The following is an 18,338-nucleotide window of genomic DNA, read 5'->3' on the forward strand; positions in this document are numbered from 1 at the left end:
AGCACTCGTCATCGTTGACGTCCATCGTCGGATCGCCGCCCGGAGCAAGCTCGCTCCTACAGGGGTTCAGGCTTTTCGGGTGAGCCGAGTCAAAATCCGGTCCAGCGCATTGGCAAACGCCTGTTTCTCACGCTCGCCAAACGGCGCTGGCCCCCCCCCCATCTGCCCCTGTTCGCGCAAATCGGTGAACAGGTTGCGCACCGCCAGCCGCTCCCCCATGTTCTGCGCATCAAATTCCTTGCCCCGTGGGTCGAGCGCTGCCACGCCCTTCTTCACCAGACGATCGGCCAGCGGCACATCGCTACAGATCACCAGCTCACCGGGCACCGCGTACTCCACCAGGTAATCGTCCGCCGCATCCGGGCCGCTCGGCACCACGATCAGCTTGACCAGCGCCAGCCCCGGCTTGGTCTGCGGCTGCCCGGCCACCAGCACCACTTCAAACTGGCGCTTGAGGGCGAACTTCACCACCAGATCCTTGGCCGCCCGCGGACAGGCATCGGCATCGATCCATACACGCATTGGTTTTTCCTCTCTTGAAAAACATCACGGGCAAGCCACGCGCCGCTAAACCTGAGGGAGCGTGGCTCGCCCGCGAAAGTGAGCGAAGCGAATGCGGTTTAAGAAACCTGCACCCGCTGCTTCTCAACCACCCGACTACGACCATACAACACGACAATCGCAATGATCGCCACGGCCTGGGCGCTCAACGAATACGCATCGGCATGGATCCCCAGCCAGTCAAAGTCAAAGAACGGCACCGGCCGCGTGCCGAAAATCCCGGCTTCCTGCAGCGCTTTCACGCCATGCCCGGCAAACACCACCGACAAGGCGCACAGCAGACCCGCGTTGATGCTGAAGAACAGCGCCAGCGGCAACTTCGCCGAACCGCGCAAAATCACCCAGGCCAGGCCGACCAGCAGCACCACCGCCGTGGCCCCACCGGCCAACACGGCGTTGTGCCCTGCGGGACCTGCCTGCAGCCACAGGGTTTCGTAGAACAGAATCACTTCGAACAGTTCGCGATACACCGAGAAAAACGCCAGTGTCGCAAAGCCGAAACGCCCACCGCCACCCACCAGGCTGGTCTTGATGTAATCCTGCCAGGCCGCCGCGTGACGACGGTCATGCATCCACACGCCCAGCCACAGCACCATGACACTGGCAAACAACGCCGTCGCGCCTTCCAGCAACTCGCGCTGCGAACCGCTGACATCAATCACATAGGCTGCCAGCGCCCAGGTGCCTAACCCGGCCAGAAATGCCAGGCCCCAACCGACGTTGACGCTGCGCACCGCCGCCTGTTGGCCCGTGTTACGCAAGAAGGCCAGGATCGCCGCCAGCACCAGGATCGCTTCCAGACCTTCGCGCAGCAGAATCAGCAAGCCGGAAATGTAACTCAGCGACCAGCTCAAACCGTCGCTACCCAGCAAGTCGGCCGATGCTTTCAACTTGTCCTTGGCCACGTCCAGGCGCTGCTCGACCTCGCTCACCGACAAGCCGTCCTGCAACGACTGACGGTAGGCCATCAGGGATTTTTCCGTGTCTTTACGCACGTTGGCGTCAATGTTATCCAGCGAGCTCTCGACCAGCTCGAAGCCTTCCAGATACGCTGCTACCGATAAGTCATAAGCCTGATCATGCTCGCCGGCACGATACGCCGCGATGCTCTTGTCCAGGGTGGCCGCCGTGTAGTCAAGCAGTTGTGCCGGGCCACGCTTGACCTGGGGCGGTTGCGCCCGCTGGGCACGGAACGTCGCGGCGGCTTGCGGGCCTTCGACGGCCTGCACTTCGGCCGGAGTCTGACGGGCCAGGTCGGCAATGTTGTAGGTTTTGTCAGCACTGGCCGTCGCCGGGGTGCTGCTGAAGCTGGCGATATAGGTGGCAAGGTCCCAACGCTGACGATCATCCAGCTGGTCGGCGAAGGCCGGCATATCAGTGCCTTCAATGCCTTGACCGAGGGTGCTGTAGATCGCGTAGAGGCTCAGGCGGTCCAGCCGTGAAGCATCACGCAGATCGGTCGGCGCTGGCGTCATGCCGACACCCGCCGGGCCGTCGCCGGCCCCTGTATCGCCATGGCAGACCGAGCAATGCTGAGCGTACAGCGGTGCGCCACGCGCCGGGTCCGGCGTAATGACCGGGGCCTGGCTGACTTCATAGGCCACGGCCAGCTTCGCACCCAGTTGCCGGGCCTGGCGCGCAACTTCGGCACCGTCCTGATGGGCGCCGATGGAATTTCCCAGCGCGACCAGGCTTTGCTCCAGCGCGGCTTTTTCCGATGTGTCCGGCAGGGCTGCAATCAGGCTTCCCAGCGTCTTGACCGAGTCTTGCTGCGCGCGAAATCCGGCCTGGTCCGTGATGCTGCCCGCCTGCACCGTGTCCGGGTAATCCGCGCCGATGAAATCGAGCAAGTGCAGCGCCTGCGGCGCACCTTCGGCGGGTGCGGCCAGCAACTGAAAGCTGCACGCCGCCAACAGCGGCAACACCAGCCAGGCCAGGAAACGGGAGGGGGCAATCATGAATGAATCTCAATTGGAAATACGAAGTTACACATTGTTAACGCCTGACGGGTTTCGCTCAAGCTTTGTTGATACTTCTTCGTAATTGCATTGGTTTCTGGAATTGCCCCCACAAACGAAAAAGGCGACCTCCAGGGTCGCCTTTTTTGTAAGTCGCCGTTTACACGGCGGCCCTGCGCAACGTCGCCATGAAAGCCGCCGCCCCGATGAACAGCCCGGCAAAGGTGCGGTTCATGCGCTTTTGCTGTTTCGGTGTGCGCAACAGACGCAGCACCTTGGACGCCAGACCGGTGTACCCGGCCATGACGATCAGGTCGACGCAGACCATGGTCACGCCAATCACCAGATACTGGATCAGGAGCGGAGCATGGGGGTCGATGAACTGCGGCAGCACCGCCAGCATGAACACCAGCGCCTTGGGGTTGCTGATGTTCACCAGAAAACCACGGAACACCAGGGCCATCGGCTTGCCGATCTGGCGCATTGAGGCGTCATCGCTCATATCGCTGGGCAGCGCGCGCCATTGCTTGATCGCGAGGTAAACCAGATACGCCACGCCAAACCATTTGATGGCGTAAAAGGCCGTGGCCGAAGCCGTGAGAATGGCGCCGACACCGGCACCGACGATGGCGATCTGCAAAGCCAGGCCCAGTTGCAGGCCCAAGGCGTTCCAGTAGCCGCGCCAGAAGCCGTATTGCAGACCGCTGGACATCGACGCAATGGCGCCGGCACCGGGGGACAGGCTGATCACCCAGCAGGCGGCAAAAAACGCCAGCCATGTTTGAAGCTCCATTGCACACCTCGACTCGGACTCGTGACAGATGTCTAAGCTAATGCGGCTTTGATTGGATGACTACCGATTTTTTGCAGGACATGGCGACGGCCGACCAGCGCTCAGTGCTTGAGGGCCCCTTCGCGAGCAAGCCCGCTCCCACATCAGACCGATGTCGCTAATAAGAACGCGATCACCTGTGGGAGCGGGCTTGCTCGCGAAAGCGGTGTATCAGGCAGCAGAAGGTTTACTTTTCAAACCCGCTGGAAGGAAACACATCCGTCCCGCGCCAGCGCCGCACCGAACGCTGGAAGAACAAACTGTTGGGCACCTGCACCATGGCGCTGCCAGTGCCAAGTTCTTCGGCCTCGAGCAACGTGGTGTAAAGAAGATTGATCGCCACCACCCGACCTTTGACGCCGGGCTTGTCGGTGGTGTCCACCAACTCGACCACGTCACCGATGCGGAACGGGCCGACGGTAAAGATCAGGATCGCGCACAGCAGGTTCGAGAGCACGCTCCACATGGCAAAAAACGCCACCGCCGCGACTGCGACGAAACCGGACAACGCGGTCCAGAGCACCGTGGCCGATACACCGAGTCGCTCCAGCACGAAAATCAGCGCGCTGCCCATGATCAGCCAGCGCAAGCCACCCCGCAGCGGCATCATCAATTGCGGCGGAAACGGGTAACGCTCACCAAGACGGGTCAGGCCTTTGGCGACGAAGCGCTGGGTGAAGTAGCCGGCGAGCAGGATCAACAGGATTTGCACGCCAAGCCAGATCGGCTCGACCCACACCGCCGGCAACGGCAGCTTGAAGGCGTCCATCAGGACAGCGCCTCCAGCTCCGCCTGCATGCTTTCCAGCAATTCCAGGGCCTCCATCCACGCCTCTTCCAGCTCCGCTTCACGCACTTTCAGCCTGGCCTGCTCGGCCAGCAGATCACGCAATTCGTTCTTGCGTGCGGGCTCGTAGATGTCGCTGTCGCCGAGGCTGGTATCGACCTTCGCCAGTTTTTCGTGGAGCTTGCCCAGTTCGGCTTCGAGCTTGTCAGCCTCACGCTTGTGTGGGGCCAGTTGCTGACGCAACGCCGCTGCGGCCTGACGCTGGGCTTTCTTGTCGGTCTTGTCCGGATTGACCGGGGTGCTGCTGACCGGGGCATTGCGCTGGCGATACTCCACCAACCAGCGGGTGTAGTCCTCCAGGTCGCCGTCGAACTCTTCGACCTTGCCATCCGCCACCAGATAGAAATTGTCGGTGGTGCTTTTGAGCAAATGACGATCGTGAGAGACCACCAGTACCGCACCACTGAACTCCTGCAGGGCCATAGTCAGCGCGAGGCGCATTTCCAGGTCCAGGTGGTTGGTCGGTTCGTCGAGCAGCAACAGGTTCGGCCGGTCCCAGGCAATCAATGCCAGGGCCAGGCGCGCCTTTTCACCACCGGAAAAATTCAGCACCGGCTCGTCGATCCGCGCGCCACGGAAGTCGAAACCGCCGAGGAAGTCGCGCAGAGTCTGTTCGCGCTCGGTCGGTGCCAGGCGCTGCAAGTGCAACAACGGGCTGGCTTTGGAATCCAGAGAGTCGAGCTGATGCTGGGCGAAGTAACCGACCACGGTGTTCTCGCCACGGGTCAAGCGACCGGCCAATGGCGAGAGCTCACCGGCAAGGTTCTTGATCAGGGTCGATTTACCGGCACCGTTAGGGCCGAGCAGACCGATTCGCGCTCCCGGGGTCAGTTGCAGCTTGACCTTCTCCAGCACGGCTTTGTCGCCGTAACCCAGGCGGGCGTCGGACAGGTCGATCAGCGGGCTGGAAATTTTCTGCGATTCGCGGAAGACGAAGTCGAACGGCGAATCGACGTGGGCAGCAGTCAGCTCTTCCATCCGCTCCAGGGCCTTGATCCGGCTCTGAGCCTGACGGGCCTTGGTGGCCTGGGCCTTGAAGCGGGCGATGTAGCTTTCCATGTGCGCACGTTGCGCCTGCTGCTTCTCGTAGGCTTGCTGTTGCTGGGCCAGACGTTCGGCACGGGCGCGCTCGAAGGCGCTGTAGCCACCGCGGTACAGGGTGATCTTGCGCTGATCGACGTGGGCCACGTGGTCGACCACGGCATCGAGGAAGTCCCGGTCGTGGGAGATCAGCATCAGGGTGCCCGGATAGCTCTTGAGCCATTCCTCAAGCCAGATGATGGCGTCGAGGTCCAGGTGGTTGGTCGGTTCGTCGAGCAGCAGCAGGTCCGACGGGCACATCAAGGCCTGTGCCAGGTTCAGACGCATTCGCCAGCCACCGGAGAAGTCCCCGACCTGACGATCCATCTGCTCGTTGGTGAACCCAAGACCGGCCAGCAGCTTGCGCGCCCGGGCGTCGGCGGTGTAACCGTCGGCGCTGTCGAGTTCCGAATGCAGGCGGGCCTGTGCGGCACCGTCATGGGCCGCTTCGGCTGCCGCCAGGTCGCGTTGCACCTGGCGCAGGCGCAGGTCGCCATCGAGCACGTAATCGACCGCCAGGCGTTCGAGGGTGTCGACCTCCTGGCGCATGTGGGCGATACGCCAGTCGGCCGGCAGGAAGCAATCACCCGAGTCCGGGTGCAGCTCACCCCGAAGCAAGGCGAACAGGCTCGATTTGCCGGCGCCATTGGCACCGATGAGGCCGGCTTTCTGGCCGGCGTGCAGGGTCAGCTCGGCGTCTTCTAGCAGACGTTGCGGGCCACGCTGTAAAGTCAGGTTCTGAAGTCGAATCATAATGGCGGCGGAGTCTACCAGCTTCGCTCGCAACTGGCGCGAGTAGCACTATGTCCTCTGACCTGTGGAGCTTTTCCCTGACCACTTACGCCCGCCCCGGTGTAGAGCAGGCATGCCTGCAATTGCAGTCGGCGGGGGTCAATGTGTGTCTGCTGCTGTGTGGTGCGTGGCTGGGACAACGAGGCGTGGCTTTCGATGAGCAGCGCTTGCAGCAACTGCGCGGTGTGGCCACCTCGTGGGACATCGATGTCGTGCGGCCGTTGCGCATCTTGCGCACACAGTGGAAAGCCGCGGCCACGGAAGACGCCGACTTGCATACCTTGCGTGAACAAGTGAAGGGACTCGAACTGGAAGCCGAACGGCATCTGTTGTTGCGGCTGGAGAGAGCGGCGCAGAGTTGGCCGCAAAATGCCGGGACCGATCTGGCGGCCTGGCTGGAAGGTGCGGCGACCGAGGCCGCCCACCTGCACCGCGACGCGCTGCATCAGCTGCGCGTCGCGGTAACCGGCACTTAGGAAGCGCTGGTTGGGGTGGTTGCTGCGATCGATGCGGCGGCCGGCGTTGGCGCTGGCGTGGCTGTCGATGTGGCCGCGGCTAAAGCAGACGTTGCTACCGGAGCCGGGTTGGCTGGCTTGGCAGCCGGTGCGGTGGCTGGCTTTGCAACCGGAGCGGTGGCTGGCTTGGCGGCAACCGGCTTCTTCACAGCAGGTTTGGCTGCGGGTTTTGCAGCAGGTTTGGCAGCAGCAGGTTTGGCAGCTGGTTTAGCCGCAGCTGGTTTAGCAGCTGGTTTAGCAGCTGGTTTAGCAGCTGGTTTGGCCGCTGCTGGCTTGGCGGCAACGACTGGTTTTGCTGCAGCTGGTTTGGCAGCCGCTTTTACAGCAGGTTTTGCCGCTGGTTTGGCTGCTGGTTTAGCGGCCGGTTTTGCAGCGACAGGTTTTGCAGCCGGCTTGGCAGCAGGTTTCGCAGCAGCGGTGCGGGCAGCTGGTTTAGCGGCTGGTTTTGCAGCTGGTTTTGCAGCCGGTTTAGCAGCAGCGGTTTTAGCCACGGCTGGTTTGGCAGCAGCGGTTTTTGCAGCAGCAGGACGTGCAGCGGCAGGTTTGGCAGCCGTGGATTTAGCAGCCGGTTTTGCGGCGCTGGCAGCGGCTGGTTTTCTCGCTGCAGGTTTTGCAGCAGGTTTGGCTGCGGCGGTTTTAGCTACCGGTTTGGCAGCGGCCGGTTTTGCAGCAGCAGGCTTGGCCGGTGCTTTTGCAGCAGCCGGTTTGGCAGCGGCTTTCTTCGCAGGTGCCGCAGCAGGCTTGGCCGCGCGCAGGGACAACACCTTGCCGACAGCCTCTTGTACACGACCGACGCCCTGGGCCAGTTTCAGGCTTTCCTGAGCATCGCGCTTGAGTTGCAGAATGTAGCCGCGGGTTTCCGATTGACGATCCTTGAGGGCATCGAGCAGTTCCTCAAGATCGCTTACTGCGCCCTTGGCCTTGGCTTGCGCCTTGGCTTTTCCGGCCGCCGCAGCGTCCTGCAATTTGGTGCGGGACTTGTGCAGTTTTTCTTGCGCTTTTCCGCGCTGCTTTTCCAGTTTGGCGAGCAGTTTTTCAGCATCAGCCAAGGCTTCGGAACAAGCGGTTTCCAGATGCTCGAGCAGGCTGCCCGAGAGTTGTTGGAGCAGGTGCAATGGAGTGCTTACTGGCTTCTTGGTGGCCGACATGGTTTACCTCCTGGCTGAAGTGAGTGCGGCTCATACTAGACCTCTGCAGCAACCGCCGCTAGGGCATGTTGACACTATCGAAAGCGTTGCGTTGCAAAGGACTGAAAAACTTCTGCGTCGGCGTGAAAGCAGTTCACCGTTGTGCGCATTCTCACTGGCATAATCGCCCGCAATTCAGGTCGGAGAGTGCCCATGTCGCGCCACCTTTTTTTATCGCTGTGCGTGTTTTTTTCGGTCGCCCAGGCCGCCGAAAAAACACAGGAAAATGAAGCCCACGATCTCGCTTATAGCCTGGGTGCGAGCCTTGGCGAACGCTTGCGCCAGGAGGCTCCCGATCTGCAACTTCAGGCACTCGTCGAGGGATTGCAACAGGCCTATCAGGGCAAGCCGCTGGCGCTGAAAGACGAGCAGATCCAGCAGATATTGACCGAGCATGAAGCGCGGATTGCCATGCAGTCAGCTGAGCCGCAAAGCGAATTGGCACTGGAAAAGGAACAGCGTTTTCTCGCCGCCGAGAAAGCCAGGCCTGGCGTGCGCGAACTGGCTGACGGCGTGCTGCTGACCGAGTTGACGCCGGGCGCTGGCGCCAAGGCAGGACCCAACGGCAAGGTGCAGGTGCTGTACATCGGTCGCTTGCCCGACGGCACGGTGTTCGATCAGAACAGTCAGCCTCAATGGTTCAGTCTCGACAGCGTGATCGCCGGATGGCGCAGCGCCTTGCAAAACATGCCGGTCGGGGCGAAATGGCGACTGGTGATTCCATCGGCCCAGGCCTATGGCGCCGAGGGTGCCGGTGACGTGATCGCACCGTTCACACCACTGGTGTTTGAAGTCGAATTGCGCGGTGCCACCGGCTGACGACACAAACGAAAAACGGCGTGCCTTGGCACGCCGTTTCGAGATCTTGCAGAAAGCGCTTCAGGCCTGAACCGAATCGGCTTCCTTGTGGGCTGTGTGCAGCACTTCGATCAGGCAGTCTTCCAGCTCGAAGCGTTCATGCAGCAGGCCACCCAGTTCCTTGAATTTCTCGGCGACGCATTTACCTTCATCGCACAGGTCATTGAACGCGAGCAGCTTCTCGGTGATGACGTCGATGCGCGGGTAGATCGTCTCGGCGAGCTCCAGGCCACGCGTGTCGTTGAAGGCCTTGGCCTCCCCCGTCAGCTGCTCGTAGATCTCGAAGTGCCCGGCCGATACATAATCGACCAGCACGCCGCAGAACTCCTGCAAAGGCTTGCGGTTCTCACCCAACGCCTCAGGCTTTGCGCCAAGAGCGTCATAGGCCCCGATCAGTTCGTGTCGTTCCTGCAACCAGCGATCGATCAGCAGGTGCACTCCACCCCAGCGTTCCTGAGCATTCTGACAACTTTCGAGCATGGTGATCTCTCTTCCCTTGTGGGTCAGCTGCTCTATGCCCGCACGCCTCTTGTAACATCGGTGGGCGGTCAGGCAGAGCGTCATCGAGCAACATAATTCCAATGACACGTGCGGGCCAGATTATGCCCGCACGACACTGGCTTCAAGGTACGCAGGCGATAAAGTTCATACAAGTGTTTAATCGCCGGCAAAGGCCCGGTGCGACGACTCGTCGCTGAGTGGTCGCTGATAGCTGATCCAGACCAGTCGCAACGACTGGTAAACAGCCAGAATCATCATCGCGACGAAGAACAGCAGACTCCACTCCGTGAGACTCAGATCGAACAGCGTCCAGGAAATTTCCACACAATCGACAGCGCCCTTGAACACTTGCTGCAGGACGGAGAGCAGCGCAGAACCGGCGAACAGATCCGCCAGATGGGTCGAGCACGCCGCTGCTTGTTCCATCGGAAGGCTTTGCAGCAAAACCTGTCGCCACGCCGTGACAGTGCCGGCCAGGCTGAAACCAAGACAGAGCAGCCAATACAGAGCGGTTCCGATGCGACCTGGACCATGGACCGAAGCCATCAGGCAGACACCGGTCAGGAGCGCCAGACAAAACCGCTGCACCAGACACAAGCCGCAAGGCCGCAGGCCGACCGCATACTCCAGGTAGTAGGAAACGCCCAACGCCAGGGCACCCGCAATGAAAGCCATGAAAAACAAGGAGCGTGAGCAGGCCAAAGACATGGCTTATCCGTAAAAGTAGTGACAGTCCGTTACGGTAGAGGAAAGCGCGGCGGCCTTTCAAGGCAGGCGCCCAAGGAGACTTCAGCAGAAGTGTAGGGAAATCCCGACGTAGACGAGAGGATAAAAAGTAGTCCTCTGTAGGACTTTACCTGCGACGAGAATGGGTAACCGAATTTCAGCGAATCATCTCACTGCGACGAGGAAGATTGCTTCCTCGCCGCAGCTCATCACACAGACGCCGGTGCCTGGCGCCAGCGAATCGGTCAAGCGCGAACTGCCACTGGCAGAGGGGCAGCGAGCAAGCGTTCATCCAGCAATCCCAGGCCTTCCTGAAACAGCTGGTTGCTGCGCTCGGCATCACCCATTTGCGCCAACAGCCGCGCCAGCTCTGCACAGGCTTCCGGATTGCGTTGTACACGCAGGCTGCTTTCCAGATAGTCCCGGGCCTTGCCCCACAAACTGTTTTGCAGGCACAGACGGCCCAGTGTCAGCAGCAGGCCCGGATCGGCCGGATGGTCCTTGAGCCAGCCTTCAGCGGCCTGCAACTGGCGGGCCGGATCATTGCCGCGCACCAGCCCGTAGAGACGAGCCAGATGACTGTCGTAGCTACGCTTGAGCGCGGTGCGCAGGACTTCCTCGGCTTCGACCTGAGCCCCCAATTGCCGCAGTTGCTCGGCATAGGCGAGCACCAGTTGCGGCTCCTGGCGTTGCGCCGAGGTCAGTTGCTGCCAGGCACGTTCGAGCGCTTGCTTGCCCACCGTTCCGTCTTCTTCCCGTTGCGCCGCCAGAGACAGGTTCGCCCCCCAGGCCCGACGCTCCAGTTCGGTGAGTTCGGCCGCCGGCAGAACTTTGTCCTTGCGCAGCTCCGGCAGCAGGCGAATGACTGACGACCAGTCACCACGTTGCTGAAGCAGGCGCTGCAACTGACGCAGGGTCTGTGCGTTATGAGGATGGCGCTCACGCATGGCTTGCAAGGTGGCGAGGGCGCCGTCGGTATCACCGCGGTCGGTCTGCAACTGGGCGTGGTTCAAGGCGATAGCCAACTCGGCCTGAGGCTGACGCTCCAGGGCGCGCTCCAGCAAGTTGTCGCTTTCTTCGTAATTGCCTTGTTCGTTTGCGGCACGGGCTGCACCGAGGTAGTAAAGCAACGGCTGGCGCTCGGCCTCGGCAGCCCGATGCAAGTGACGTTGCGCGCTGGCCCAGCGCCCCTCGGCCAGGTCCAGTTGACCGTGCTCGATCGCCACCTGCACCCGACGGCTGCGGTTACGCCGGGACCAAGGGTTGACCACCCCGCTGGAAGCCATCACCAGTTCGACCAGCGCCTTGATACCCCAGATCACCAGCCACAGCACAGCCACCAGTGCCAAAGTAGCCCACAGGCTCGACTCATAGCGGAAGGTCTTGTAGGCAATCAGCACGTAACCGGAATGTTCGGCAATCGCCAGCCCCAGCGCAGCGGCAGCAGCAATCACGAGGAACACGATCACATAGAGGCGCTTCATGGCGTGGCCTCCGGCGCGGTGTTCGCAGCAGGCCTGGCCATCGGCTTGACCGAATCTTCGGCGTTGACGTTGCGCCGCTCCAGGTATCCCTGCACCGCGCTCAGGGTGCCGGTCATGTCCGGGGTGACTACGGTGACAGGTTGCCTGCTCAGCTCGGCTACCTGCTCAAGCATGACTTTGCTTTGCGAGTTGTCCGGGTTGAAGTTGCCCTTGAGGATGTCCCGCGCTTCGTCCAGTACCTGGGAGTACACCGCAGCCTGACCATTGAGTGCGGCCCACTGTGCCTGCTCCAGCGCCAGGCTCAGGGCCAGGCGCACCTGAATCAGGCTCTGGCCGGCCAGCAATGGGCGAACGTTTTTATCGGCATTGAAATCGATACGGATGTAACGCGAAATCTGATCCCACCATTGCGCCCAGCGACTGGCACCATCGCCATCGGCAGTCAGGCCCAGCAGCGAATCGCCACGGTCCTTGTACTCCGGTGCCAGCTCGGTGAGGCTGGCCACTTGATCGCGCAGTGCGCCCAGACGCAGAAACAGCCCGGTGCGGTCCGGTTGCTCGGTACTGCGCAGGGCTATCAGGGTCTTGGCCACCTGCTCGCGCGCGGCAAAGGCGCCCGGATCGTTCTGCTCACGCAATATCTCGTCGGCACCCTGGACCAATGCCTGGGCGCTGCTGATGTCTTGCAAGGCAGACAGTCGCAGACTGGCCAGACGCAGCAAGTGCTCGGCCTCGGCCAGACGCCAGTCCTTGCGACTGGCGCCGAGTACGGTTTCCAGACGCTGGTTCAAACGCTGCTGATCACCTTGCAGCTGGATCACCAGGCGACTGCGTGCTTCCAGCTCATCGGCGGGAGGCAATTGCGCCAGGCGTGCGCTCAGGCGCTCCTCATTGAGCTTGAGGTTTTGCGCCTGGTCATTCAACGCCTGTACCTGGCTCAGTTGCTGCTGACTATTGGCTTGCAGGTGACGCACCTGCCAGACACCCCAACCGCCCACCGCTACACCGGCCGCACCCAACATCAGCGCGAGGATTGCCAGACCATTGCCTCGACGCTGCTCGGCAGCTGGTGGTGGTGGCGGCATTTCATCTACAGGAGCATCAACAGGTGCATCAAGCACCGGTCGCGAGTCATCTTTAGGCAAGGCTGTTTCGCTCACGTATCCATCCTTTGCATCAGAAAACGGGTACGGGTTGCTCCCGTAACGCCGTCAGCAAGGCCGCGGCACTCGCGCCGCGACAATCCACAACTGTTTTGGCCCCGGCGACACGCGCCAGCTCGGCAACCCTGGGGCTTGGTACAAACAACGGCAACCGCGCCAATTGCGGCCAGGCATCGCCGGCCAATTGATGCAGGTGCTCAAAACCTTGTCCACTGCTGACCACCAGCCCGTTCAGGCGTTCCGCCTGGATCCGTTGCGGTAGCACTTGCGGCGGGTAAATCGGCATTGCCCGGCGGTACAGCTCCAGATACTCGACACTAGCACCAAGCTCACGCAAACGCTCAGCCAGCAATTCGCGCCCACCCTCCCCGCGCAGGATCAGTACCCGCCCATCGGGTTGTGCGATCGCCTCGCGCAGGCGGGAAAGTTCGAGCAAGGCCTCACTGTCATCGCCTTCTGCCGGGAAGCTCACATCCAATCCGTGAGACTGGAGGATCTGCGCTGTCGCCGCGCCGACGCTGAACCACTTCACAGCGGGCGGCGCGGGCCGAAACCGCTCAAGCAGTTCGACGCCGATCCGGGCGGCCGGCTTGCTGACCACGATGATTGCGCAGAACGTTTCCAGCGTCTGAATCAGCTGGCGCATTGTGTCAGTCGCCGCAATCGGCACGATGTCCAAAAGCGGCAGACTGCTGCTGAAAATCCCCTGTTCGGCCAAAAAGCTGCCCAGCGCCGCCGCCTCATCGGCGGGACGCGTCAGCAGCAAGCGCCAGCCGATCACTCGTGACCTGCCTCGCCGTAGACCGCTTTGAGAATGGCGTCGGCACCCTGGCTTAGAAGGTCTTCAGCGACACGCACACCCAGTGCCTCGGCATCGCCGCGAGGGGCACGGGCTTGTGCGCTGAGCAGCAGGCCACCGGCTGGATCACCCACCAGTCCGCGCAACCAGAGCTGTTCACCCTCCAGCACGGCGTAGCAGGCAATCGGTACCTGGCAACCGCCATTGAGGTGCTTGTTGAGGGCTCGTTCGGCGGTCACGCGGGTGGCGGTGTCCTGGTGATGCAGGGGCGCCAGCAGCGCATGGATCTCACTGTCGGCGCTGCGGCATTCGATACCCACCGCGCCCTGGCCACCGGCCGGAAGGCTGTCGTCGACACTGATGGCCGAAGTGATGCGATCTTCAAAGCCCAGCCGGATCAAGCCGGCAGCGGCAAGGATGATGGCGTCGTATTCACCGGCATCGAGCTTGGCCAGGCGCGTGTTGACGTTGCCACGCAGGAAGCGGATTTCCAGATCAGGGCGACGGGTCAGCAATTGCGCCTGGCGGCGCAGGCTGGAGGTGCCGACGATGCTGCCCGGAGGCAACTCATCCAGGCTGGTGAAGGTGTTGGAAACGAAGGCGTCGCGCGGGTCTTCCCGTTCGCAAATGCAGTACAGGCCGAGGCCTTCGGGGAAGTCCATCGGCACGTCCTTCATGGAGTGCACGGCGATGTCGGCTTCATTGTCCAACAGCGCGGTTTCGAGTTCCTTGACGAACAGGCCTTTGCCACCGATTTTCGACAGCGGAGAGTCAAGCAGCTTGTCACCACGGCTGACCATGGGGACGAGAGTCACCAGCAGGCCCGGGTGAGCCGCTTCAAGGCGGGCTTTGACGTATTCGGCCTGCCACAGGGCGAGTGCGCTTTTGCGGGTGGCGATGCGGATTTGGCGAGAGGACATGGATCAATCCGTACTGAATAGATACGGCGGATAATAACAGCTCAGCCAAATCCACTTTGACTTGTATCAGATACTACTCGGCCTCCCTGGCCCCGGATGTCCGGCAATCGGGTGTGAAATTCGCCTGCAAACAGCTGTTTAAAGCTGTTGCATCATCTTGCGCACGCCAGCCACATGGCGCCGACTGACGATCAGCGCATCACCATTGAGGCCTTTGAGGAACAGCTGGAAATGCCCCAGGGGTGTGCGTTGCAGTCGCTCGATACGCTCACGGGCGACCAGTGCGTTGCGATGGATACGCACGAAACGGTCACCGAACTCGTCCTCGAGGGCCTTGAGTGGCTCATCGAGCAGTACTTCACCGCTTTCGTGACGCAAGGTTACGTATTTGTGGTCGGCAATGAAGTACACCACCTGATCCAGCGGAATCAGCTCGATCCCTTTACGGGTTCGGGCGCTGATATGGCTGCGCGGTCCGCTGCCGCTTTCGGCAGCAGGGCGGGTCAGGGCGGCGAGCTGGGCACGATTGGGGCGCTCGGCTCTCTTTAATGCGTCATGTAACTGTTCAGTTCTCACAGGTTTCACCAGATAGCCTACGGCGCTGGCCTGTAAGGCTTCCACGGCAAATTCATCGGGCCCGGCGCAGAACACCACGGCGGGCGGAGTTTCGCGTTCGCATAACCGTGCAGCCACTTGCAGGCCATCGAGGCCGGGCATGCGGATATCAAGCAGCACGATATCCGGCTTGTGGCTGTCGATCAGTGCCAACGCCTCTTCGCCATTCGTGGCATTAGGCTCCAGGACACTGTATCCCTCGAGTTCGCCAACCATTCGGCACAGGCGCTCGCGGGCCAAGGGTTCGTCATCAACGATCAGGACATTCATATTGCGCTGGATTCCTGCGTGAGTCTCGCACAAGGATAGCGTAGACAGGTGAAGTGACGTCCGTCACCGCGATCCACGCTAAGACTAGCCCGAGCGTCAAAAAGTGCCGCTGGTCCGGCGGCTAAATTTTCATCTGCCGGGCGATTGGCGGCCCAGGCCCGCATTGGCGACACATCGCCACAGGGTTTGCTGATATGCAATATGAACACCCCCCCTCTACTTATGATCAGCGGCTGCACCGATAAGTGCGCTGATCCTACTGTCCAACTGTAGACGTTTGCCGGGACGTTATTGCTCAAATGAAAAATATCGTTGCGCTAATGCAGGAGCGAGCTTGCTCGCGATGAACCTGGCGTCGACGCGTTTATCCAGAAAGTACGCGTTATCGTTAACGCCCATCGCGAGCAAGCTCGCTCCCACACAAAAAACGTATCGACCAGTGTCAGCGACAGGGTTGGCAACCCTGTTATTATCCGCGCCAGCGTTCCACGCCTTCTTTCTTCAAGCCGATACGAGCGAATTCATGAGCACTGACAAGACCAATCAGTCCTGGGGCGGCCGCTTCAGTGAACCCGTCGACGCCTTCGTCGCCCGCTTCACCGCCTCCGTCACTTTCGACCAGCGCCTGTATCGCCACGACATCATGGGTTCGATCGCCCACGCCACCATGCTGGCCAAGGTCGGCGTGCTGACCGATGCCGAGCGCGACAGCATCATCGATGGCCTGAAGACCATCCAGGGTGAAATCGAGGCCGGCCAGTTCGACTGGCGCATCGACCTTGAAGACGTCCACATGAACATCGAGGCGCGGCTGACCGACCGCATCGGCGTGACCGGTAAAAAACTGCACACCGGCCGCAGCCGTAACGATCAGGTCGCCACCGATATCCGCCTGTGGTTGCGTGACGAAATCGACCTGATCCTGGCCGAAATCACTCGCCTGCAAAAAGGCCTGCTGGAGCAGGCGGAGCGCGAAGCCGCCAGCATCATGCCGGGGTTCACCCACCTGCAGACCGCCCAGCCAGTGACCTTCGGGCACCACATGCTGGCCTGGTTCGAGATGCTCAGCCGTGACTACGAGCGCCTGGTCGACTGCCGCAAGCGTACCAACCGCATGCCGCTGGGCAGTGCGGCACTGGCCGGCACCACCTACCCGATCGATCGTGAATACACCGCCCAACTGCTGGGTTTCGACGCGGTTGGCGGCAATTCGCTGGATAACGTCTCCGATCGCGATTTCGCCATCGAATTCTGCTCGGCCGCCAGTATCGCGATGATGCACCTGTCGCGCTTCTCCGAAGAGCTGGTGCTGTGGACCAGCGCGCAATTCCAGTTCATCGACCTGCCCGACCGCTTCTGCACCGGCAGCTCGATCATGCCGCAAAAGAAAAACCCGGACGTTCCGGAGCTGGTTCGCGGCAAGACCGGTCGCGTATTCGGCGCGCTGATGGGCCTGCTGACCCTGATGAAAGGCCAGCCCCTGGCCTACAACAAGGACAACCAGGAAGACAAGGAACCGCTGTTCGACGCCGCCGACACCCTGCGAGACTCGCTGCGGGCCTTTGCCGACATGGTGCCGGCGATCAAGCCCAAGCACGCGATGATGCGTGAAGCAGCCCTGCGCGGCTTCTCCACCGCCACCGACCTGGCCGACTACCTGGTGCGTCGCGGCCTGCCATTCCGTGATTGCCACGAAATCGTCGGTCATGCCGTCAAGTACGGCGTGGACAGCGGCAAGGACCTGGCGGAAATGAGCCTGGAAGAACTGCGCAAGTTCAGCGACCAGATCGATCAGGACGTGTTCGCCGTGCTGACCCTCGAAGGCTCGGTCAATGCCCGCAATCACATCGGCGGCACCGCGCCGGCTCAGGTGAAGGCTGCAGTGGCTCGCGGTCAGGCACTTCTGGCCAGCCGCTAAATCGTCAAAAGCTTCGCGAGCAAGCCCGCTCCCACAGGGTTTGATGTGAGAACCCAATCCAATGTGGGAGCGGGCTTGCTCGCGAAGGCGATCGACAGAACGCCGCAAAAATCTACTTCCTGGCCGCAATCATCGCCATGAACGCCGGCATTGCCGCTTCCCGATCCGCCGCCACGCGCTGCACGTTCGGGTTGTCCCCCAACCGCTCCAGCAACGCCCTGGCCTTCGGCATCTCAGCCAACAAATCAATGCCGAACAACTTGTGCGCCACGCCACACGCCAGTGGCACGCTGAACAGGAAATACAGATCCGCCACGCTCAAGCTGTCGCCAGCGACGTAAGGGCTGAATTTGCCGTGCCGGCCCAGCGCAGCCATCCCCAGCAACAGTTCGGCCTTGGTTTTTTCCTTGATCGCATCCGGCAGGGTCATGCCGAAAAACGCTTCGGCGTAGCAGGCTCGCGCTGGCAGTTCAATATACAGTTCGATTTCCCTGGCCAGTGCCAGTACTTGCGCGCGCTCGAACGGGTCGCTCGGCAGCAGCGGCGTGCCGCTGTGATTTTGCTCGAGGTACTCGAGGATTATGCTGGTTTCATTGATGAACCCCTGCTCTACGTGCAGTACCGGGACCTTTCCACGCGGGCTGATGGCCAGTGCTTCAGGGGCGGTGCCGCCGTAAAACGGCACTTCTTCGAAAGGCAGTCCTTTTTCCAGCAGCGCCAGTTTGACCATGTTGTAGTAGTTACTGACGGAGAATCCATAAAGCTTGATCATCACAAAGCCTCCAGGCCGTGCGGGGTGGGCAGTGCCTGTTTATAGAACGCTCGAGGGTTTCTTGCCAGCAGCATCACGCCAATGAATACGGGTAAACTGGCCACCTTTCCCTGAGGAGCCTGCCATGAGCGAGCCAATCGATATCGAAGACGACGAAGAAGAGTTCGCCGAAAACACCTTGATCGAAGCCATCGAAAACCAGATCGAAAGCGACAACCCGCCAGCGGCCAAGGCGACCTTCAACAAGCTGACCCTGGTGGGCTACGAGCGGGAAGAGATTCTCAACCTGATGGCTCACGTTTTGGCGGTAGAAATCGACGCGATCCTCGAAGAAGACCGCGCGTTCAATACCGAATGGTACGAAGCCGCGCTGCGCGCATTGCCCGAGTTGCCGCCGCAAAAGCAGTAAATCCACGCCCTCCCTGTAGGAGCGAGCTTGCTCGCGAAAAACCCGAGAGCGCCGCGGAGCGTCAGGTTTCCAGCGTCATCGTTGAAGACCATCGCGAGCAAGCTCGCTCCTACAGAGGAAAAAAAACCCTGT

The 18,338-nt window shown here is 61.2% G+C and carries 18 protein-coding genes; 4 read left to right on the plus strand and 14 right to left on the minus strand.

Going from position 1 to position 18,338, the window contains the following annotated elements:
- Positions 1 to 66: 66 nt before the first annotated feature.
- From BSF40_RS05020 to BSF40_RS05040, 5 genes are all read right to left on the minus strand, one after another.
- On the minus strand, positions 67 to 522 hold the full coding sequence (locus BSF40_RS05020) for a YaiI/YqxD family protein (RefSeq protein WP_095964297.1): 456 nt from the start codon (positions 520 to 522) through the stop codon (positions 67 to 69).
- Between the two features lie 98 nt (positions 523 to 620).
- Complete coding sequence (locus BSF40_RS05025) at positions 621 to 2,519, minus strand: FTR1 family protein (protein ID WP_095964298.1); 1,899 nt, start codon at positions 2,517 to 2,519, stop codon at positions 621 to 623.
- 160 nt (positions 2,520 to 2,679) lie between these two features.
- On the minus strand, positions 2,680 to 3,312 hold the full coding sequence (gene rhtB, locus BSF40_RS05030) for a homoserine/homoserine lactone efflux protein (protein WP_015097322.1): 633 nt from the start codon (positions 3,310 to 3,312) through the stop codon (positions 2,680 to 2,682).
- A gap of 226 nt (positions 3,313 to 3,538) precedes the next feature.
- Positions 3,539 to 4,120 carry a mechanosensitive ion channel family protein gene (locus BSF40_RS05035; RefSeq protein WP_095964299.1) on the minus strand — a complete coding sequence of 194 codons (582 nt, stop codon included), beginning with the start codon at positions 4,118 to 4,120 and terminating at the stop codon, positions 3,539 to 3,541.
- Positions 4,120 to 6,030: an ATP-binding cassette domain-containing protein gene (locus BSF40_RS05040; RefSeq protein WP_095964300.1), complete on the minus strand. Its 1,911-nt coding sequence runs from the start codon at positions 6,028 to 6,030 to the stop codon at positions 4,120 to 4,122. Before BSF40_RS05040 ends, BSF40_RS05035 begins: the two co-directional genes overlap by 1 nt.
- Positions 6,031 to 6,080: 50 nt before the next feature.
- On the opposite strand from BSF40_RS05040, the gene BSF40_RS05045 reads away from it, so the two are divergent.
- Positions 6,081 to 6,545 carry a TIGR02444 family protein gene (locus tag BSF40_RS05045; protein ID WP_095964301.1) on the plus strand — a complete coding sequence of 155 codons (465 nt, stop codon included), beginning with the start codon at positions 6,081 to 6,083 and terminating at the stop codon, positions 6,543 to 6,545.
- Here the strand turns inward: BSF40_RS05045 and BSF40_RS05050 are convergent.
- Positions 6,542 to 7,732, minus strand: coding sequence for an AlgP family protein (locus tag BSF40_RS05050; protein WP_095964302.1), 1,191 nt, complete (start codon positions 7,730 to 7,732; stop codon positions 6,542 to 6,544). The genes BSF40_RS05045 and BSF40_RS05050 overlap by 4 nt on opposite strands.
- A 192-nt stretch (positions 7,733 to 7,924) precedes the next feature.
- Between BSF40_RS05050 and BSF40_RS05060 the strand changes: the two genes are divergently transcribed.
- A complete protein-coding gene (locus BSF40_RS05060) occupies positions 7,925 to 8,590 on the plus strand; it encodes an FKBP-type peptidyl-prolyl cis-trans isomerase (protein WP_095964304.1) in 666 nt (221 codons plus the stop codon).
- Positions 8,591 to 8,650: 60 nt separating this feature from the next.
- On the opposite strand, the gene BSF40_RS05065 is transcribed toward BSF40_RS05060, so the two are convergent.
- The 7 genes from BSF40_RS05065 to BSF40_RS05095 form a co-directional block, all read right to left on the minus strand.
- Positions 8,651 to 9,109, minus strand: coding sequence for an Rsd/AlgQ family anti-sigma factor (locus BSF40_RS05065; protein ID WP_015097328.1), 459 nt, complete (start codon positions 9,107 to 9,109; stop codon positions 8,651 to 8,653).
- A gap of 177 nt (positions 9,110 to 9,286) precedes the next feature.
- The gene (locus BSF40_RS05070) at positions 9,287 to 9,838 is read right to left on the minus strand and encodes a disulfide bond formation protein B (RefSeq protein ID WP_095964305.1); all 552 of its coding nucleotides are present in this window, start codon (positions 9,836 to 9,838) and stop codon (positions 9,287 to 9,289) included.
- A 263-nt stretch (positions 9,839 to 10,101) separates the two neighbouring features.
- Positions 10,102 to 11,340 (minus strand): heme biosynthesis protein HemY, encoded by a 1,239-nt coding sequence (locus BSF40_RS05075; RefSeq protein WP_095964306.1) that lies wholly within the window; start codon positions 11,338 to 11,340, stop codon positions 10,102 to 10,104.
- Positions 11,337 to 12,500 carry a uroporphyrinogen-III C-methyltransferase gene (locus BSF40_RS05080; RefSeq protein ID WP_015097331.1) on the minus strand — a complete coding sequence of 388 codons (1,164 nt, stop codon included), beginning with the start codon at positions 12,498 to 12,500 and terminating at the stop codon, positions 11,337 to 11,339. Before BSF40_RS05080 ends, BSF40_RS05075 begins: the two co-directional genes overlap by 4 nt.
- Positions 12,501 to 12,516: 16 nt before the next feature.
- On the minus strand, positions 12,517 to 13,284 hold the full coding sequence (locus tag BSF40_RS05085; protein WP_095964307.1) for a uroporphyrinogen-III synthase: 768 nt from the start codon (positions 13,282 to 13,284) through the stop codon (positions 12,517 to 12,519).
- Positions 13,281 to 14,222 (minus strand): hydroxymethylbilane synthase, encoded by a 942-nt coding sequence (gene hemC, locus BSF40_RS05090; RefSeq protein WP_095964308.1) that lies wholly within the window; start codon positions 14,220 to 14,222, stop codon positions 13,281 to 13,283. Before hemC ends, BSF40_RS05085 begins: the two co-directional genes overlap by 4 nt.
- 138 nt (positions 14,223 to 14,360) lie before the next feature.
- Positions 14,361 to 15,107, minus strand: a complete 747-nt coding sequence (locus BSF40_RS05095; protein WP_015097334.1) for a LytTR family DNA-binding domain-containing protein — start codon at positions 15,105 to 15,107, stop codon at positions 14,361 to 14,363.
- Positions 15,108 to 15,630: 523 nt separating this feature from the next.
- Between BSF40_RS05095 and argH the strand changes: the two genes are divergently transcribed.
- Positions 15,631 to 17,025, plus strand: coding sequence for an argininosuccinate lyase (gene argH / locus BSF40_RS05100; RefSeq protein WP_007978825.1), 1,395 nt, complete (start codon positions 15,631 to 15,633; stop codon positions 17,023 to 17,025).
- Positions 17,026 to 17,137: 112 nt separating this feature from the next.
- Here the strand turns inward: argH and BSF40_RS05105 are convergent, their stop codons facing one another.
- A complete protein-coding gene (locus BSF40_RS05105; protein ID WP_095964309.1) occupies positions 17,138 to 17,797 on the minus strand; it encodes a glutathione S-transferase family protein in 660 nt (219 codons plus the stop codon).
- Positions 17,798 to 17,921: 124 nt separating this feature from the next.
- Here BSF40_RS05105 and BSF40_RS05110 point away from each other — a divergent pair, with 124 nt between their 5' ends.
- Positions 17,922 to 18,206, plus strand: a complete 285-nt coding sequence (locus tag BSF40_RS05110; protein WP_007978820.1) for a hypothetical protein — start codon at positions 17,922 to 17,924, stop codon at positions 18,204 to 18,206.
- Positions 18,207 to 18,338 lie beyond the last annotated feature (132 nt).

The sequence above is a fragment of the Pseudomonas sp. ACN5 genome, assembly GCF_002303975.1.
GTDB lineage: Bacteria > Pseudomonadota > Gammaproteobacteria > Pseudomonadales > Pseudomonadaceae > Aquipseudomonas > Aquipseudomonas laurylsulfatiphila.